Annotated in this window: 15 protein-coding genes; 7 read left to right on the forward strand and 8 right to left on the reverse strand. The window is 71.7% G+C overall.

What is annotated here, in order from left to right; all coding sequences use genetic code 11:
• Positions 1-297: 297 nt before the first annotated feature.
• Complete coding sequence (trmB, locus tag EAD98_RS15920; protein ID WP_121654918.1) at positions 298-996, forward strand: tRNA (guanosine(46)-N7)-methyltransferase TrmB; 699 nt, start codon at positions 298-300, stop codon at positions 994-996.
• Positions 997-1,081: 85 nt separating this feature from the next.
• On the forward strand, positions 1,082-3,595 hold the full coding sequence (locus EAD98_RS15925) for an RNA helicase (RefSeq protein ID WP_121654847.1): 2,514 nt from the start codon (positions 1,082-1,084) through the stop codon (positions 3,593-3,595).
• A gap of 24 nt (positions 3,596-3,619) precedes the next feature.
• On the opposite strand, the gene EAD98_RS15930 is transcribed toward EAD98_RS15925, so the two are convergent.
• On the reverse strand, positions 3,620-4,339 hold the full coding sequence (locus EAD98_RS15930; protein ID WP_121654848.1) for an MBL fold metallo-hydrolase: 720 nt from the start codon (positions 4,337-4,339) through the stop codon (positions 3,620-3,622).
• Positions 4,340-4,451: 112 nt separating this feature from the next.
• On the opposite strand from EAD98_RS15930, the gene EAD98_RS15935 reads away from it, so the two are divergent.
• Positions 4,452-5,030: a TetR/AcrR family transcriptional regulator gene (locus tag EAD98_RS15935; protein ID WP_121654849.1), complete on the forward strand. Its 579-nt coding sequence runs from the start codon at positions 4,452-4,454 to the stop codon at positions 5,028-5,030.
• 132 nt (positions 5,031-5,162) lie between these two features.
• Here the strand turns inward: EAD98_RS15935 and EAD98_RS15940 are convergent, their stop codons facing one another.
• Together EAD98_RS15940 and EAD98_RS15945 are read right to left on the reverse strand one after the other, a co-directional pair.
• On the reverse strand, positions 5,163-5,708 hold the full coding sequence (locus EAD98_RS15940) for a pyridoxamine 5'-phosphate oxidase family protein (RefSeq protein ID WP_121654850.1): 546 nt from the start codon (positions 5,706-5,708) through the stop codon (positions 5,163-5,165).
• Positions 5,709-5,726: 18 nt separating this feature from the next.
• Positions 5,727-6,431 (reverse strand): bifunctional 2-polyprenyl-6-hydroxyphenol methylase/3-demethylubiquinol 3-O-methyltransferase UbiG, encoded by a 705-nt coding sequence (locus EAD98_RS15945; RefSeq protein WP_233583842.1) that lies wholly within the window; start codon positions 6,429-6,431, stop codon positions 5,727-5,729.
• Between the two features lie 102 nt (positions 6,432-6,533).
• Between EAD98_RS15945 and EAD98_RS30695 the strand changes: the two genes are divergently transcribed.
• Entirely contained in the window at positions 6,534-7,220 is a 687-nt protein-coding gene (locus tag EAD98_RS30695) for a hypothetical protein (RefSeq protein ID WP_147457402.1), read from the forward strand.
• Between the two features lie 211 nt (positions 7,221-7,431).
• Entirely contained in the window at positions 7,432-8,076 is a 645-nt protein-coding gene (locus EAD98_RS15950; RefSeq protein ID WP_121654852.1) for a hypothetical protein, read from the forward strand.
• Between the two features lie 135 nt (positions 8,077-8,211).
• On the opposite strand, the gene EAD98_RS15955 is transcribed toward EAD98_RS15950, so the two are convergent.
• From EAD98_RS15955 to EAD98_RS15970, 4 genes are read right to left on the reverse strand one after another with little or no spacing between them, the layout of a single operon-like run.
• On the reverse strand, positions 8,212-9,159 hold the full coding sequence (locus tag EAD98_RS15955) for an ABC transporter substrate-binding protein (RefSeq protein ID WP_121654853.1): 948 nt from the start codon (positions 9,157-9,159) through the stop codon (positions 8,212-8,214).
• Positions 9,159-10,025: an ABC transporter ATP-binding protein gene (locus EAD98_RS15960; RefSeq protein ID WP_121654854.1), complete on the reverse strand. Its 867-nt coding sequence runs from the start codon at positions 10,023-10,025 to the stop codon at positions 9,159-9,161. Before EAD98_RS15960 ends, EAD98_RS15955 begins: the two co-directional genes overlap by 1 nt.
• A 19-nt stretch (positions 10,026-10,044) precedes the next feature.
• Complete coding sequence (locus tag EAD98_RS15965) at positions 10,045-11,139, reverse strand: iron chelate uptake ABC transporter family permease subunit (RefSeq protein WP_233583843.1); 1,095 nt, start codon at positions 11,137-11,139, stop codon at positions 10,045-10,047.
• On the reverse strand, positions 11,136-12,182 hold the full coding sequence (locus tag EAD98_RS15970; protein ID WP_121654855.1) for an iron ABC transporter permease: 1,047 nt from the start codon (positions 12,180-12,182) through the stop codon (positions 11,136-11,138). The genes EAD98_RS15965 and EAD98_RS15970 overlap by 4 nt, the downstream gene beginning before the upstream one ends.
• A 141-nt stretch (positions 12,183-12,323) precedes the next feature.
• On the opposite strand from EAD98_RS15970, the gene EAD98_RS15975 reads away from it, so the two are divergent.
• Complete coding sequence (locus EAD98_RS15975; protein ID WP_121654856.1) at positions 12,324-12,683, forward strand: YciI family protein; 360 nt, start codon at positions 12,324-12,326, stop codon at positions 12,681-12,683.
• Positions 12,684-12,699: 16 nt separating this feature from the next.
• On the opposite strand, the gene EAD98_RS15980 is transcribed toward EAD98_RS15975, so the two are convergent.
• Entirely contained in the window at positions 12,700-13,185 is a 486-nt protein-coding gene (locus tag EAD98_RS15980) for a cytidine deaminase (protein ID WP_233583844.1), read from the reverse strand.
• Positions 13,186-13,271: 86 nt separating this feature from the next.
• Between EAD98_RS15980 and hrpA the strand changes: the two genes are divergently transcribed.
• Positions 13,272-17,342, forward strand: coding sequence for an ATP-dependent RNA helicase HrpA (hrpA, locus tag EAD98_RS15985; protein WP_121654858.1), 4,071 nt, complete (start codon positions 13,272-13,274; stop codon positions 17,340-17,342).

A 17,342-nucleotide genomic window follows, 5' to 3' on the forward strand; every position in this document is an offset into this window, starting at 1 on the left:
CCACCGGGCGGGCCGGGCTGCGGCGCCCCGGGCGCGGGCGCGGCGAGCACGCGGGCGGCCAGGGGCACGGGCACCGGCGCGGCGTGTGCGGGGGCGGCGGCCAGTAGGGGGCCGGCAAGTATGGCCACCACCGACAGGGTCACGCCGCCGCGGGTCACTGTCACGATGCCCCCTCTCGACGCCGTGCGGCCGTGCCGGGAAGCGGACCACCCGGTCTGCCGTACCAGTTGGATCCTCTCATTCCCGGTCGCACATCACATCCGATCCGCCGACCGGGTCGCGTACGCTCGGGTCGCTGTGACCGCCACTGACCATGACCCCGCCGCCCCGCCCACGAGCCGGCCGATCCGCACCTTCCACCCCCGTCGGGGCCGGATGAGCGGTCGGCAGACCGATGCGCTGGATCGACTCTGGCCCGCGTACGGCCTGGACGTCTCGGACGAGCCCGTCGACCTGGCCGAGCTGTTCGGCCGCCGGGCGCCGGTGGTGCTGGAGATCGGCTCCGGCATGGGCGACAGCACCGCCGCGATGGCCGCCGCCGACCCGGACCGAGATTATCTGGCGGTGGAGGTGCACACGCCGGGAATCGCGAACCTGCTCGACCTGGTGGACCGGGGCGGCCTGAGCAACGTTCGGGTGGCTCAGGGCGATGCGTTGGACCTGGTCCGTGGCCTGCCCGACGGCGTCCTGGACGCCGTGCACGTCTTCTTCCCGGACCCGTGGCCGAAGGCCCGCCACCACAAGCGGCGGATCATCCAGCCGGCGCACGTGGCGCTGCTGCGCTCCCGCCTGGCCCCGGGCGGCACGCTGCACTGCGCGACCGACTGGGCCGAGTACGCCGAGGCGATGCGGCAGACCCTGGACGCGGACCCGGGGCTGGTGGACACGTACGGCGGGATCGCGCCGCGTCCGGCGCACCGCCCGGTGACGAAGTTCGAGCGACGGGCGCTCACGGCCGGTCGGCCGGTGGCCGACCTGATCTACCGCCGACGGTGATCCGGGCGTCCGCGGCGCCCGGACGGGGTCCCGGCGGGCGGCGGGTTGGCGCGCAGGGGCATGATCCAGGCACCATGGACGGGATATGACGCTCACCGCCGCGCTGCCGACCAGCGCCGACCCCGACACCCTCTTCGACGCGTTCGCCGGCTGGGCGAAGGAGCGCGGCCTCGACCTCTATCCCCATCAGGAGGAGGCGGTCATCGAGATCGTCTCCGGCGCCAACCTGATCATGAACACGCCCACCGGCTCGGGCAAGAGCCTGGTGGCGGTCGCCGCGCACTTCGCGGCACTGGCGGACAGCCGGACGACCTTCTACACCGCGCCGATCAAGGCGCTGGTGTCGGAGAAGTTCTTCGCCCTCTGCGAGGTGTTCGGGGCCGAGAACGTCGGCATGCTGACCGGCGACGCCAGCGTCAACGCCGACGCCCCGATCATCTGCTGCACGGCGGAGATCCTGGCCAACCTGGCGCTGCGCGAGGGCGACCGGGCCGACGTCGGCCAGGTGATCATGGACGAGTTCCACTTCTACGCCGAGCCCGACCGGGGCTGGGCGTGGCAGGTGCCGATCATCGAGTTGCCGCAGGCCCAGTTCATCCTGATGTCCGCCACCCTGGGGGACACCACCCGGTTCGTCGACGACCTGACCCGGCGTACCGGGCGGCCGACCGCCGTCGTCCGCTCGGCCGAGCGGCCCGTCCCGCTGATCTTCTCGTACGCCATGACGCCGCTGCACGAGACGCTCGAGGAGCTGCTGGAGACCAAGCAGGCCCCGGTGTACGTGGTGCACTTCACCCAGGCCGCCGCGCTGGAGCGGGCCCAGGCGCTGATGAGCGTCAACGTCTGCACCCGCGCCGAGAAGGACATGATCGCCCAGGCGATCGGCGGCTTCCGCTTCACCTCCGGCTTCGGCAAGACGCTGTCCCGGTTGGTCCGGCACGGCATCGGCGTCCACCACGCGGGCATGCTGCCCAAGTACCGCCGGCTGGTCGAGACCCTCGCCCAGGCCGGCCTGCTCAAGGTCATCTGCGGCACCGACACCCTCGGCGTCGGCATCAACGTGCCGATCCGCACCGTGCTGTTCACCGGCCTGTCGAAGTACGACGGGGTCCGTACCCGGCTGCTCAAGAACCGCGAGTTCCACCAGATCGCCGGGCGGGCCGGCCGGGCCGGCTTCGACACCATCGGTCGGGTGGTCGTACAGGCCCCCGAGCATGTGATCGACAACGAGAAGGCCCTCGCCAAGGCCGGCGACGACCCGAAGAAGCGGCGCAAGGTGGTCCGCAAGAAGCCGCCGGAGGGCTCGATCGGCTGGGGCCAACCCACCTTCGACCGGCTGGTCGACGCCGAGCCGGAGCCGCTGACCTCCAGCTTCCAGGTCAGCCACTCGATGCTGCTGAACGTCATCGGCCGACCCGGCGACGCGTTCACCGCGATGCGTCACCTGCTCACCGACAACCATGAGGACGCCGCCGCGCGGCGCCGGCACATCCGCCGGGCGATCGCCATCTACCGCGCGTTGCGGGCCGGCGGGGTGGTCGAGGAACTGCCCGAGCCGGACGAGACGGGCCGCCGGATCCGGCTCACCGTCGACCTCCAGCTCGACTTCGCGCTCAACCAGCCGCTCTCCCCCCTGGCCCTGGCCACCATCGAGCTGCTCGACGCCGAGTCCCCGTCGTACGCCCTCGACGTGCTGAGCGTGATCGAGTCGATCCTCGACGACCCCCGGCAGATCCTCTCCGCGCAGCAGTTCAAGGCGCGCGGCGAGGCGGTCGCCGCGATGAAGGCCGAGGGCATCGAGTACGAGGCCCGCCTCGAACTGCTCGACGAGGTGACCCACCCGAAGCCCCTCGCGGAGCTGCTCGAGGCCGCGTACGAGATGTACCGGCAGGGGCACCCCTGGGTCGCCGACCACCAGCTCTCCCCCAAGGCCGTGGTCCGCGACATGTACGAGCGCGCCATGACCTTCACCGAGTACGTGCAGTTCTACGGGCTGACCCGTTCGGAAGGTCTCGTCCTGCGCTACCTGGCCGACGCGTACAAGACGCTGCGGCAGACGGTGCCGGAGGACGCCAAGACCGAGGAGCTGATCGACCTCATCGAGTGGCTGGGCGAGCTGGTCCGCCAGGTCGACTCCAGCCTCATCGACGAGTGGGAGCGGCTGCGCAACCCGTCGGACGTGGCCGAGGTGGCCCAGGCGCACGCCGCCCTGACCGACCGGCCGCCGGCGGTGACCCGCAACGCGCGCGCGTTCCGGGTGCTGGTGCGCAACGCGCTGTTCCGCCGCGTCGAGCTGGCCGCGCTGCGCCGCTGGGACCTGCTCGCCGAGTTGGACGCCGAGGACGGCTGGGACTACGACGCGTGGGCCGACGCGCTGCGGCCGTACTTCGAGGCGTACGACTCGATCGGCGTCGGGCCGGACGCGCGTGGACCGGCGCTGCTCATGATCGAGCAGGGCCGGGACCGGTGGACCGTCCGGCAGATCTTCGACGATCCGGACGGCGACCACGACTGGGGTATCAGCGCCGAGGTCGACCTGATCGCGTCGGACGAGGTCGGCGCCGCCGTCATCCGGGTCACCGACGTCGGCCAGCTCTGACTCGACACCGAGCCGGAACTCCACTCATCGGGCCTCCGCCACCGCCTTGATCCGGCGTACCGCCTCGTGGACGTCTCCGTTCCACGGGGCGCCGTGGCCGGGGAGGATCCACGTCGCCCGCAGGTCCTCGATGCGGGCGAGGGAGGCGAGCGCCAGCGCCGGATCGTCGGTGAACGGCGCCGGCTGCGGACCCTGTCGGCCGGTCAGCACGTTCCGCGTGGTGAGCGCGTCCCCGACGAACACCGCGTCGGCGACCGGCACGTGCACGGCGATGCTGCCCGGCGAGTGGCCGGGCATCCCGATCACGCGCGGAGCGCCGGGCAGATCGAGCACCTGACCGTCCTCCACGGTGGTCACCTCGGTGAGGTGGGTCGTACGCAGTCCGCCCTTGCGGCTCGCGTACCAGAGGAAGCGCGCCGTCGCACCCACCTTGAACTTCCCGAAGGACGCCTCGGGCTTGACCTCGCCGCGGGCGCGGGCGGCGTCCGCGCTGTGCACGAAGACCGGCACGCCGTGGTCGCGTCGGAGCCGCTCGGCGAACCCGATGTGGTCGGTGTCGCCGTGGGTGAGGATGAGGCCGCGGATGTCGGCGAGCGAGCGGCCCATGCCGGACAGCTCGGCCACCAGTTCCGACCAGTGGCCGGAGAGCCCGGCGTCGACGACGGTCACACCCTCCTCAGTCTCGATCAGGTAGACGGCGACGATGTCGTTGCCGATGCGGTGCAGGTGTGGCCCGAGCTTCATGAGTGCCTCCCGAAGTGGCGTCGCGTTCTGATGGCTACGGTACATAGCCATGATGGCTAAAAGCTATAGCTATCATGGTGACGACCGTCGCCCTTCCCCAAAAGGAGCCCGCATGCCGACCCCCGACCGGACGTCCCTCGCCGACATCGTCGAGGCCGCCCGCGCCATCCTGGAGTCGGACGGACTCCCGCGCCTGACCATGCAGGCGGTCGCCGAGCGGGTCGGTGTGCGCGCCCCGTCGCTCTACAAGCGGGTCCGCAACCGCGACGCCCTGATCCGGCTCGTCGCCGAGGCCACCGTCCACGACCTGGGCGAGCAACTCAGCGCCGTCGCCAGCAGCAGCGACCCCGGCAGGGACCTCGGCGAGCTGGCCCGCGCCTTCCGCGCGTTCGCCCACGCACACCCGGCCGGCTATCAGCTGATCTTCGCCAACGGCCGCGAGGAGACCCGACCCAGCCTCGACGCCCTCACCCGGGCCAGCGCCCCCGCCCTGCGCGTCGCCGCAGACCTCGCCGGGCCCGAGCACGCCCTGGAAGCCGCCCGCATGTTCACCGCCTGGGCCAACGGCTTCGTCAGCATGGAGTTCGCGGGCGCCTTCAACCTCGGCGGCGACCTCGACGAGGCCTTCGAGTTCGGCATCAGCCGCCTGACTGCCGCCTTCACGGCCCCGGAACCGTCCCGGGCCGACTGACCGCCGGCAGCCGCATCCGGGCGCCCAAGGCGGCTCCTTCCGGTCCGGTCCGCAGATAGGTGGCCATCGGCCGTGGCGTCGGGTAGGACCGAGACAAAAGGGCGCCAACGACTTCGGCCCGTCCGTCCGGATCTAGTTGGCCTTTCCCTCGTCGGGCTTGCCCGGCGGAGGCCGCTTCCAGAACTGCCGTGCCGCGAACCCTTCGCGCCGCAGCCAGTGCTCGGTATAGACGATCCGGTTCGGCTCGATCACGACGAGTGTGTCGCTTGGCGGTTCGGCGAGTGGGCGGCCTCGTTCGGCGTGCTCGTTCTCCCACCGGAATGCGTCCCAGTAGTGGTCCCGTTCGGGATGGTCGGGAGGCAGCACCCGGGCTTCGCCGAACAGTTGAGCTCCTCGGCTGCTCGCCAGCCCGACCAACGGGGAGAAGATGCCCACGGAGACCCGTGGATCTGCGGCGATGTTGCGCATCTTCGGTGACCGGGGCGCGGCGGTGAACATGACCGCGAAGTCGAGCGAGTAGTAGCGGACCGGTGTTGCCAACGGGCCTTCGGGTCCGGTGGTGGCCAGCACGCACATGTTCTGCGAGGACAGCAGGTTGAGGACGCGCTCATCAAGCCGTTGTCGCGGCAGCCGGTTGGCCGGCATTGGCTCCGAGAGCCAGGGGTTCGTCAGTGGCATTCTGCTCCGCCCACGAGGTCACCGCTTCACTGCGAGGATCTGCAGCGCATTCGCCGAGTTGGCGTTCATCGTCTCGACCGTGACCTGCCGGGTGGTGTCGATGTTGAACCCGTCAAGCAGCAGGTTCTGCAGCCAGTCGGCAGTGTGGTGTCGGCAGATCGCGCCGTCGTCGGTCTCGAAGACGCCGTAGGTTCCGTAGGTTTCGGCATGCTGTTGGTATCGAGCCTGGTTGCGCTGGTCGGTTTGCAGGAGCAGGTCGCTGACATAGAGCAGCCCGCCTGGGCGGAGCACCCGAGTGAGCTCGGCGACGAGCTGCTGCTGCCCGGTGTCTGTCGGAATGCACGTGAGAACGGCGAAGAGAAGCACCGCGTCGACGCTGGCGTCCGAGTAGGGCAGCGTAGGCGGGTTGAGTAGCACTCGGAAGCTGACTGTGGGATGACTTTGACGGGCTCTGTCGATGAGCCGGGCGGACGTGTCGACGCCTTCGACGCTGGCGAAGCCCTGCTGCTGCGCCAGCCCCGTGATCCGCCCGTAGCCGCAGCCGTAGTCGATGATGCGGGCCGTGGAGGCCAGCCGCGACAACCATGCGAAGTCGATCGGATGGGTGAAGGTCTTCGCGGCGCCGGCGGTGTCCCAGAAGTGCCGCTGATTGTCCAGCTTCGACATGGTCTTGATCGTCTCACGCTCAGGCGGACCACCAGAGCTTGGCACCGCGCGCAGCATCCCGGCACGCTACCGCTGACCATCCTCAAACGGCCGCGGCCGCGGCCGCGGCCGTGCCGCCCGCCGTTGCTGGCACGCTCCAATGCGCCTGATGATGATCAAATGCTCGACCTGGCGGAGTTGACCAAAGCGTGGGCCCACGGCTGGTCTGTGTCCCGTGGCACAACGCCGCCCGTCGCGATCAGCGGTGGCCTGAAGATCGATATCGACCAGACCCGCAACACAGCCCGGTACATCCTCGAACCGTACGACTGGCAGCGAGCGGCCGACTTGGGACGCGAGCTGACCACCACTGGCACGGAAATCAAGATCGTTGGGGCTGCCGACTCCTTAAGAGAAGCGCTGAAGATCGGCTGGACGATGTACGACGTGCATCACCTGATGACCGTCGCCTTCACTCACGGCGTTGCCGAGACGCCGCCATCCTGCACCGCTCGGATAGTCAACGACGGTGCCGCGCTACTCGGGACGATCTGCGACAGCAACGGTGACATCGTCTCGCGAGCACGATTGGCCGCGAGCGGACGATACGGCGTTATCGACAGAGTCCGGACCCGTGCAGCCGATCAGCGACGAGGCATGGGTCGCGCCGTGATGACCATGCTCGGCAATCGAGCGCTCGACGAGGGCCTGACGACGGGCTGCTATCCGCCACCGCCGACGGGCGGGGGCTCTACTCCGCCCTGGGTTGGAGCATCCGCGGCGAAATGGCGGGAGCGTTCCGATCGAAATGATCAGCTCGGACAACGCCCATGCCAGCGAGCCAGCTTCCGCCGGTGCCGATCTTGAAGTCGGCTCTTACTTGAGCATCGCGCGCAGCATCCCGGGACGCTGCCGCTGGCCACCTTCAAGCGGACGCGGCCACGCCGCTGGCCACTTCGATCGGACTGGCCATCTGTCGGCGGACGGGACACTTCACGCCCCCGGTTTCGCTGGGCAATGTCAGACCCGTCGATTAGAATGTATGTACTAATCGAGATCCTGACCTGGGAGGACGCCCGTGACCGCGCCCGCCTCCACGCCCCTCACCCCCTACGCCACGCTGCTCGGCTTCACCCGCTACGTCGACCGCAACGGGCCCACCAAGGCGACCTTCGTGGGCGGCCTGCGCAAGCAGCGGGCCAGCCGCTCCGGCTTCAACCCGCACAGCCAGTTCGTCAAGGCCCTCAAGGCCGACATCGCCTTCCACACCGGCGGCACCCACCTCACCGGCGTGGTCGACGTGGTCAAGCCACGCTGGCGCCCGCTCTACCAGGCGCTGGTGCCCGGCGCCACGGCCTGGCTGCACTCCCTGGGCGAGCCGTCCGCCGTCGACCTGGCCCAGACCCGCGACGCCCTGGCCATGCTGGGCGACCTACCCGTCAAGATCAACCCTCATTTCGGGGTACGGCACGCCGACGGCCGGGCCGAGGCGATCCGGCTGCACTTCGACGAGACCCCGCCGAGTGCCGAGTCGGTGCTCGCCACCCTGCACCTGATGGCACGGCACATGGACGCCGTCCTGCCGCACGCCGAGCCGGTCCTGGTCGACGTCCGGCGCGGCCAGGCCCACCACATGCCCACCGACGCCAAGCCCGACCAGATCGAACGCTGGCTGGCCGGCGAAGCCGCCGCCTTCCGCGCCATCTGGTCCACCGCCGCCTGACAAACCCACCCACCCGCCTCCAACACAAGATCCGCGCAACTTCACTGTTCTTGCTGCCTTCGAACGATCGAAGGCAACAGCATCAGCGAAGTTGCGCGGATCTTGGGCGTCGCGCCGCGCGGGGCGCGGGGCGGGTCAGGCGGCGGGGAGGTACTTTGCCAGGTCGTCGAGGATCTTGTTGGCGGCGCCGACGCCGATGCCGGTCATCCAGACCTCGTCGGCGACCGGGTAGGCCTTGCCGGCCTTGACCGCGCCGAGGCCCTTCCAGAGGGTGCCGGCGGTCATCTTGGTCTGCTCGGCGGCGGCCTTGTCGCCGTAGGCGGTCACGAAGATGACGTCACCGTCGACCTCGTTGATCCGCTCGGGGCTGACCAGGTCGAAGCGCTTGTCCTCCTTGTTGGCGAGCAGCTGCCGCTCGGGGCGGCCCAGGCCGGTGTCGCCGATGACGATGCCGGAGAACGAGTCCGGCCCGTACACGCGGATGTTGCCGGGGAGGAACCGCACGATCGACACCTTGCGGGCGGCGGCGTCGCCGAGCGTCGTGCCGAAGTCCTTGGCCCGCTTCTCGTACGCGGCGAGCAGATCCTTGGCCTGCTGCTCCTGGCCGAGCGCCTTGCCATCGAGGAGGAAGTTCTCCTTCCAGGTGATGCCCACCTTGTCGGTGAACACCGTCGGCGCGATGGCGGCCAGCTCGTCGTAGAACTTCTCCTGGCGGAACTTGCTGCCGAGGATGAGGTCCGGCTTCAGGGCGTTGATCGCCTCCAGGTCGGGCTCGGTGAGCACCCCGACCTCCTTGATGCTGGCGAGCTTGTCCGCGCCGAAGTAGGTCGGCCAGCTCTTGGCCTCACCGGCGGTGGCGGCGCCGACCGGCGTGACGCCGAGCGAGAGCGCTGTGTCGATCTTGTCGGTGTCGAGCACGACGACGCGCTTGGGCTCCGCCGGGACCTTGGTGGTGCCCATGGCGTGGGTGATCTCCCGGGTCTCCCCGGTGGTGGAGCCGGCGACCGGGTCGCTCTCACCGCAGGCGGTGAGGCCGACGCCGAGGGCGACGGCCGCGGCGAGGGCGGCGACGAGACGACGCATCAGAGTCCTTTCGAAGGGTACGAGCCGGCGAGCGGGATGGTCCCGTCGTCGGCGGGTTGGGTCGAGGGGGTGACCGGGCGGGCGGTGGCGCCGCCGGTGTGCGCGGGCACCACCAGGGGCGCTCCGGTCACCGGGCAGGGCACGACCACGCAGGCCAGCCCGAAGACGTCACGGACCAGGTCCGCGGTGAGGATCTCCCGGGGCGGCCCCGCGGCCACCACGGTGCCGGCGCGCATGGCGACCAGGTGGTCGGCGTAGCGGGCGGCCTGGTTCAGGTCGTGCAGCACGGCGACCACGGTGCGGCCACGCTCGACGCGCAGCCGGTGCAGCAGGTCCAGCACCTCCACCTGGTGGGCCAGGTCAAGGAAGGTGGTCGGCTCGTCCAGCAGCAGGGCGTCGGTGTCCTGCGCGAGGGTCATGGCGATCCACACCCGTTGCCGCTGACCGCCGGAGAGGCTGTCGACCGGCCGGTCGGCCAGGCCGGCCACGTCGGCCAGGGTCATCGCCCGGTCCACCGCCGCGCCGTCCTCCGGTGACCACTGCCGCCACCACCGCTGGTACGGCTGCCGGCCGCGACCCACCAGGTCGGCCACGGTGACGCCCTCGGGCACCAGCGGGCTCTGCGGCAGCACGCCGAGCCGGCGGGCCACCTCCCGGGTCGGCAGGTCGCGGATCGCGCTGCCGTCCAGCAGCACCGTGCCGCGGCGGGGGGTGAGGAGCCGGGCCATGGTGCGCAGCAGGGTGGACTTGCCGCACGCGTTCGGCCCGACGATCACGGTGAACGCGTCGGTCGGCAGGTCCAGGTCGAGGCCGTCGAGCACCGTCCGCTCGTCGTAGCCGGCGACCAGGTCGCGGGTGGAGAGCATCACACGACTCCTTGAGGCGTCACGAGGACCGCCGCCGTCCGCGCAGCAGCAGGAAGATCAGGTACGGCCCGCCGATCGCGGCGGTCAGCACGCCGGCCGGCAGTTGGGTGGGTGCGAACAGGCGTCGACCGGCCAGGTCGGCCAGCACCAGCAGCAGCGCGCCGAGCAGCGCCGCGCAGACCAGCGGTGGCCGTTCGGCGCGTACCAGTCGCCGGGCCACCTGGGGCGCGACCAGGGCCACGAAGTCGACGGCGCCGACCTGGGCGGTGACCATCGCGGCGACGAGCACTCCGGTGCCGGCGAGGCCGATGCGGCGGGCCACCGGGCGCAGCCCGACCCCGCGTGCGGTGTCGTCGTCCAGCGCGGTGCTGTTGAGCGCCCAACCGGCCCAGGCCAGCACCGGCAGCAGCACCAGCAGGGTGCCGGCGATCCAGGCGGCCTCGGTCCAGCCCTTGCCGGCCAGGGTGCCGATCAGCCAGATCTGGGCGCGTAGCCCGTCGATCGGGTCGGCGGTGAGCATGACCACCTCGGTCAACGCCCGGAAGGCGAAGGCGACCGCCACGCCGGCGAGCACGAACCGCTGGGCGGCCAGGCCGTGCCGAGCACCGAGGGCGAACAGCAGCACCGCCGCGAGCAGCCCGCCCACCAGCGCGGTGGGGGCCACCAGCACCGCCGCGGCCCCGCTGGTCAGTGCCACCGTCGCGGCGAGCCCGGCGCCCTGGGTGATGCCGATGACGTCCGGGCTGGCCAGGGGGTTGCGCGCGACGCTCTGGATCAGCGTGCCGGCCACGCCGAAGGCCGCGCCGGCCACCGCGGCCAGCACGATCCGGGGCAACCGAAGATCAAAGACGACCAGGTCGTACGGGGTGCCCGCCCCGGAGAGCGCGCGCAGCACGTCCGCCGGGGCGACGTACGGGGTGCCCAGGGAGAGACTGAGCACCACGGCCAGCAGGAGCAGCACGGTCAGCACGACGGCCACCAGCACCGCGCGACGGCGGACCTGCAGACTGACCGGGCCGATCCGCAGCAGCGACCGTCCGGGCAGCCGCGCGGCACCCGGCGACCCGTCGGCTGGGATGGTGGCGGAGTCGGGGCGGCCGTCGACGGTGGTCACGCGGTCACCACCCGGGCGCGGCGGACCAGCACGGCCAGCAGCGGGGCGCCGATCAGGGCGGTGACGATCCCGGCCGGTATCTCGCCGGGCGGGGCGACGAGCCGGCCGACGACGTCGGCGCCGAGCAGCAGAGCCGGCCCGAGCAGGGCGGAGACGGCGAGGGTCCAGCGGTGGTCGGCGCCGACCAGGGCGCGTGCCAGGTGCGGCACGGCCAGTCCGACGAAGGCGACCGGCCCGGCCGCCGCCACCGCGGCCCCGGTCAGCAGCACCGCGGCGAGGCCGCCGCCGAGCCGGACCAGGCCGACCCGGTTGCCGAGGCCGCGAGCCACGTCGTCGCCGAGGGCCAACGCGTCCAGACCCCGGGCCACCAGGGCGGCCAGCAGCAGCCCGGCGAGGACGAAGGGCACCACCTGAGCGGTGACCGACAGGTCCCGCCCGGCCAGCCCGCCGACCACCCAGAACCGGTACTCCTCGAAGGTGCGGGCGTCGATGCTGAGCAGCGCGTACACCCCGGAGGCGAGGCTGGCGTCGAGCGCCGCGCCGACCAGCGCGAGGGTGACCGGGCTGGCGCCCTCGCGGGCCCGGCTGGCGATGGCGAAGACCAGCAGCCCGGCGAGCAGCGCGCCGGCGATGCCGAACCAGACGTACCCGGCGAGCGTGCCGACACCGAAGACGGAGATGGCCAGCACCACGCCGAACGACGCGCCGGCGCTGATGCCGAGGATGCGCGGCTCGGCGAGGGGATTTCGGGTGAGTGCCTGGAACAGCACGCCGGCCACGGCGAGCGCGAGCCCGACGGCGAGGCCGAGCGCGGTGCGCGGCACCCGCAGCTCGCGGACGATGGTGGTGGCGTCGCCGCCGTCCGGCGCGACGAGGGCGTGCCAGACCTGGTCGACGCCGAGTTGCCGGCTGCCGAGCGCGAAGCTGGCCAGCACGGTGAGCAGCAGCACCAGCGCGGCGGCGACGGTGACGGCCACCCGGCGGCCGGTGCGCGTGCCGGACCGGTTGCGGGCCGGAGCCGGCCGGGTGGCGAGGGTGGTCACGAGTCTCCTGCACGTTCGCGCTTAGGTTCGCCTTACCTTAGCCGACGTGCTGAGGGTCGCCTAACTCGCGCTCGTCGATCCCGGGGCGGATGACCAGGGCGGACGCCCGCGCCGAGGGGGCGGCGCGCCTAGGGTGGGAGGATGCGATTCGACCAGCACACGGTCGTGCTTCTGGTCCGGCCCGAGGACGCCCCGGAGCTGCCGCAGGACGCGATCGACCGGTTGCAGGACGCGCACCTGGCCCACCAGGCGGGGCTCGTGGAGCAGGGACTGGTGCTCGCGGCCGGTCCGTTCCTGCACGCCGACGACGACCGGCTGCGGGGCTTCGTGGTGCTCTCCATCGCCCCGGACGAGGCCCGCGAGCTGTATCACAACGATCCGGCGGTGCGGGCCGGGCGGCTGGCCGTACAGGTGATGAGCTGGCTGGTGCCGGAGGGCAACGTACGGTTCGAGAGCGTGCCGATGCCCCGGTCGATGCTGGAGTCGGCGGCCGGCGACTGATCCGGCGCCGACGGGCTCAGCCGGTGGCGCCGGTCCGGGCCACGGGCACCCCGCCGCCGGTCGTCGCCGCGTCGACCTGCTGGTCGGCCCGGACGTACGTCTCCGGCAGCAGGTCGGAGACCTCGACCACCCGCAGGGCGTCCGCCGGACCGACGATCACCCGCAGAGCGGGGAAGTAGTCCCGCAGCACCTGACGGCACCGTCCACACGGCGGAATGACGCCACGTCCCCGGTCCCCCACCGCGACGATGGTCTCCAGCTCGGTCACGCCCTGGGTCGCGGCGGCGCCGACCGCGACGATCTCGGCGCACGGGCCGCCGGTGAAGTGGTAGACGTTCACCCCGGTGAAGACCCGCCCGTCGGCGGTCCGAGCGGCGGCCGCGACGGTGTGGTTCGCGCTGCGGCAGCGCAGCTTCGCGACCGCTGTGGCGGCCTGTACCAGCGCGCGGTCGGTGTCCCGCAGCTCCATCCCGGCCCCCCAGCGCTCGACGTCGGCCGCCAACTCTAGACGCCGCGCGGCACCCGGAGAGCGGCGGCGCGGTAACCCAGGGGCGGTACGCGGCCGGGCTGCCTATCCTTGGGCACGACATGCAGAATCCAGCCGCCTCCGCCGCGACCGATCCCGTCCGCGAGCTGCACCGCCGCCTCACTCCCCTGATGTTCCGCGACCAACGCCGGCTCCAGCGACGACTGGACGGCGCCCGCAAGCTGCGCGACCCGCAGCGCCGGGACGCGGCGCTGGCCGAGATCACCACCGACCTGGTCCGGGCCGAGCAGCGGGTCGCCGCCCGGCGGGCGGCCGTACCCGTGATCACCTACCCCGCCGGGTTGCCGGTCAGCGAGCGCAAGGACGACATCGCCGCCGCCATCCGCGACCACCAGGTGGTGATCGTGGCCGGCGAGACCGGCTCCGGCAAGACCACCCAGATCCCGAAGATCTGTCTGGAGCTGGGGCGGGGGGTGCACGGGCTGATCGGGCACACGCAGCCCCGGCGGCTGGCCGCCCGGACGGTGGCCGATCGGATCGCCGACGAGCTGGGCACCGAGCTGGGTGACGTGGTCGGCTACAAGGTGCGTTTCACCGACCAGGTGAGCGAGCGCAGCCTGGTCAAGCTGATGACCGACGGCATCCTGCTCGCCGAGTTGCAGACCGACCGGATGCTGCGCCAGTACGACACGTTGATCATCGACGAGGCGCACGAGCGCAGCCTCAACATCGACTTCATCCTCGGGTACCTGCGGGAGCTGCTGCCCCGGCGACCCGACCTCAAGGTGATCATCACCTCGGCGACCATCGAGACCGACCGCTTCGCCCGGCACTTCGCCGGGCCGCCCACCGCCGACGAGCCGCAGGGCGTGCCGGCGCCGGTGGTCGAGGTCTCGGGCCGCACCTACCCGGTGGAGGTGCGCTACCGGCCGCTGGTCGAGGTCGCCGAGGGCGAGGAGGACGGCGACGGGGACGAGGAGACCGTCCGCGACCAGATCCAGGCGATCGGCGACGCCGTCGAGGAGCTGGCCGCCGAGGGCCCCGGCGACATCCTGGTCTTCCTCAGCGGGGAACGGGAGATCCGGGACACCGCCGACGCGCTGGGCAAGCTGGTGCAGAAGAAACGCTCGCTGCTCGGCACCGAGATCCTGCCGCTGTACGCCCGGCTCTCCTCCGCCGAGCAGCACCGGGTCTTCGCGGCGCACAGCTCGCGCCGGGTGGTGCTCGCCACCAACGTCGCGGAGACGTCGCTGACCGTGCCCGGCATCAAGTACGTGGTGGACCCGGGCACCGCCCGCATCTCCCGCTACTCCAGCCGACTCAAGGTGCAGCGGCTGCCGATCGAGCCGATCTCCCAGGCGTCGGCCAATCAGCGCAAGGGTCGCTGCGGCCGCACGTCGGACGGCATCTGCATCCGCCTCTACGACGAGCAGGACTTCCTGTCCCGGCCCGAGTTCACCGACCCGGAGATCCTGCGCACCAACCTGGCGTCGGTCATCCTCCAGATGACGGCGATCGGGCTCGGCGACCTCGCCGCGTTCCCGTTCATCGACCCACCGGACAAGCGCAACATCACCGACGGCGTCAACCTGCTGCACGAGCTGGGCGCGTTGGACCCGACCGAGGCCGACCCGGCGAAGCGGCTCACCACGCTGGGCCGGCGCCTGGCCCAGTTGCCCGTCGACCCGCGGCTGGCCCGGATGGTGGTCGAGGGCGAACGCAACGGCTGCGCCACCGAGATCCTGGTGATCGCCGCCGCGCTCTCCATCCAGGACCCGCGCGAGCGGCCGGCGGAGAAGCAGGCGCAGGCCGACCAGGCACACGCCCGGTTCGCCGACAAGGAGTCGGACTTCGTCGCCTACCTCAATCTGTGGCGCTACCTGCGCGAGCAGCAGCGGGAGCTGTCGTCCAGCGCGTTCCGCCGGATGTGCAAGGCGGAGTACCTGAACTACCTGCGGGTGCGCGAGTGGCAGGACATCGTGGGGCAACTGCGTCAGGTGCTGCGTACCCCGCCCGACGGCGACCGGCGCGGCGGGCGACCGGCGCGCGACACCTCCGACGACGCGGACGCCGGCCGGGGTGCGAGTCGCCGTGGCGGCGCGGACCTGCCGGAGGAGATCGACACCCCGAAGGTGCACCAGTCGCTGCTGCCCGGCCTGCTGTCGCACATCGGGCTCAAGGACGCCCAGAAGCACGAGTACCTGGGCGCGCGGGGCGCGAAGTTCGCGCTCTTCCCCGGCTCGGCGCTGTTCAAGAAGCCGCCGCGCTGGGTGATGGCCGCCGAGCTGGTGGAGACCTCCCGGCTCTGGGGCCGGATCGCCGGCCGGGTCGAGCCGGAGTGGGTCGAACCGCTGGCGCAGCACCTGGTCAAGCGCAGCTACAGCGAGCCGCACTGGGAGAAGAAGCAGGCCGCGGTGATGGCCTACGAGAAGGTCACCCTGTACGGCATCCCGCTGGTGACCTCCCGCAAGGTCAACTTCGGAAGGATCGACCCGACGCTGAGCCGGGAGCTGTTCATCCGGCACGCCCTCGTGGAGGGCGACTGGCAGACCCACCACCAGTTCTGGGCGGACAACAAGCGGCTGCTCGCCGAGATCGAGGAGTTGGAGAGCCGGGCCCGCCGACGCGACATCCTGGTCGACGACGAGACCATCTTCGGCTTCTACGACCAGCGGATCCCGGCCGACGTGTCCTCCGGGCGGCACTTCGACAGCTGGTGGAAGAAGACCCGCCGGGAGCAGCCGGACCTGCTCACCTTCACCCGCGACCTGCTGATCAACGATGGACGGCCGGGGGTGGACGAGGACGACTACCCGGACGAGTGGCAGACCCAGGGGGTGACCCTGCCGCTGACGTACCGCTTCGAGCCGGGCACGCCGACCGACGGCGTCACCGTCGACATCCCGCTGCCGCTGCTCAACCAGGTGCCGGCGGAGAGCTTCGACTGGCAGGTGCCCGGACTGCGCGAGGAGACGGTGATCGCGCTGATCCGTACGCTGCCCAAGGCGATCCGCCGCAACTTCGTCCCGGTGCCGGACTACGCCCGCGCCGCCCTCGCGGCCATCACCCCGGGCGAGGAGCCGCTGCTGGACGCGCTCACCCGGCAGCTGCGCCGGATGACCGGCGTCACCGTTCCGCGCGACGCCTGGGAGCCGGGGAAACTCCCCGCCCACCTGCGGGTCACCTTCCGGGTGCTCGACGCCGACGAGAAGCCCGTCGCCGAGGGCAAGGACCTGCCGGCCCTGCAACGCCAGCTCCGCCAGGAGGTACGCCAGGTCGTGGCGGCCGCCGCGCCGGAGGTGGCCCGCACCGGGCTGCGCGAGTGGAGCATCGGCGATCTTCCTCGCACCATCGAGCAGGTCCGCGCCGGCTACGCGGTGACCGCGTACCCGGCGCTGGTCGACGAGGGCGCCACGGTCGGGGTGCGGGTGTTCGACTCCCCCGCCGAGGCCGAGGCCGCGCACTGGGCCGGCACCCGCCGGCTGCTGCGGCTCACCGTGCCGTCCCCCGCGCGGTTCCTCCAGGGCCGGCTGAGCAACGAGGCGAAACTCGCGCTGAGCCGCAACCCGCACGGCAGCGTGCAGGAACTGATCGAGGACGCGGCGGGCGCCGCCATCGACCGGCTGATCGGCGAGGCCGGCGGGCCCGCCTGGGACGCCGACGGGTTCGCGGCGCTGCGCGAGAAGGTCCGCGCCGACCTCGTCGACACCGTGGTCGAGGTGATGGACCGGGTACGCAAGGTCCTCGCCGCCGCGTACGCCGTCGAGCAACGGCTCGGCGCCACCCGCAACCTCGCCGTCGTCGCCGCGCTCGCCGACATCCGCAACCAGCTCGCCGGTCTGGTGCACGCCGGCTTCATCACCGAGACCGGGTACGCACGCCTGCCCGACCTGCTGCGCTACCTCACCGCCATCGAACGCCGGCTGGACCGGCTGGGGGGCAACCCACAGCGGGACCGCCAGCAGCAGGACCGGATCGCGGCAGTGCAGAAGGAGTACGACGACCTGCTCGCCGCGCTGCCGCCGGCGCGCCGGCAGGAGACCGCAGTACGGCAGATCCGCTGGATGATCGAGGAGTTGCGGGTGAACGTGTTCGCCCAGGCGTTGGGCACCCCGTACCCCGTCTCCGAGCAGCGGATCTACCGGGCGATGGACGACGCCGAAGGCCGCTGA

Source organism: Micromonospora sp. CV4, from assembly GCF_003667455.1.
Lineage (GTDB): Bacteria > Actinomycetota > Actinomycetes > Mycobacteriales > Micromonosporaceae > Micromonospora.

Coding starts and splice junctions, on each gene's coding strand:
- EAD98_RS15925 (WP_121654847.1), top strand. CDS start 1,082: ATGACGCTCACCGCCGCGCTGCCGACCAGCGCCGACCCCGACACCCTC.
- EAD98_RS15930 (WP_121654848.1), bottom strand. CDS start 4,339: ATGAAGCTCGGGCCACACCTGCACCGCATCGGCAACGACATCGTCGCC.
- EAD98_RS15935 (WP_121654849.1), top strand. CDS start 4,452: ATGCCGACCCCCGACCGGACGTCCCTCGCCGACATCGTCGAGGCCGCC.
- EAD98_RS15940 (WP_121654850.1), bottom strand. CDS start 5,708: ATGCCACTGACGAACCCCTGGCTCTCGGAGCCAATGCCGGCCAACCGG.
- EAD98_RS15945 (WP_233583842.1), bottom strand. CDS start 6,431: ATGCTGCGCGCGGTGCCAAGCTCTGGTGGTCCGCCTGAGCGTGAGACG.
- EAD98_RS30695 (WP_147457402.1), top strand. CDS start 6,534: ATGCTCGACCTGGCGGAGTTGACCAAAGCGTGGGCCCACGGCTGGTCT.
- EAD98_RS15955 (WP_121654853.1), bottom strand. CDS start 9,159: ATGCGTCGTCTCGTCGCCGCCCTCGCCGCGGCCGTCGCCCTCGGCGTC.
- EAD98_RS15960 (WP_121654854.1), bottom strand. CDS start 10,025: ATGCTCTCCACCCGCGACCTGGTCGCCGGCTACGACGAGCGGACGGTG.
- EAD98_RS15975 (WP_121654856.1), top strand. CDS start 12,324: ATGCGATTCGACCAGCACACGGTCGTGCTTCTGGTCCGGCCCGAGGAC.
- hrpA (WP_121654858.1), top strand. CDS start 13,272: ATGCAGAATCCAGCCGCCTCCGCCGCGACCGATCCCGTCCGCGAGCTG.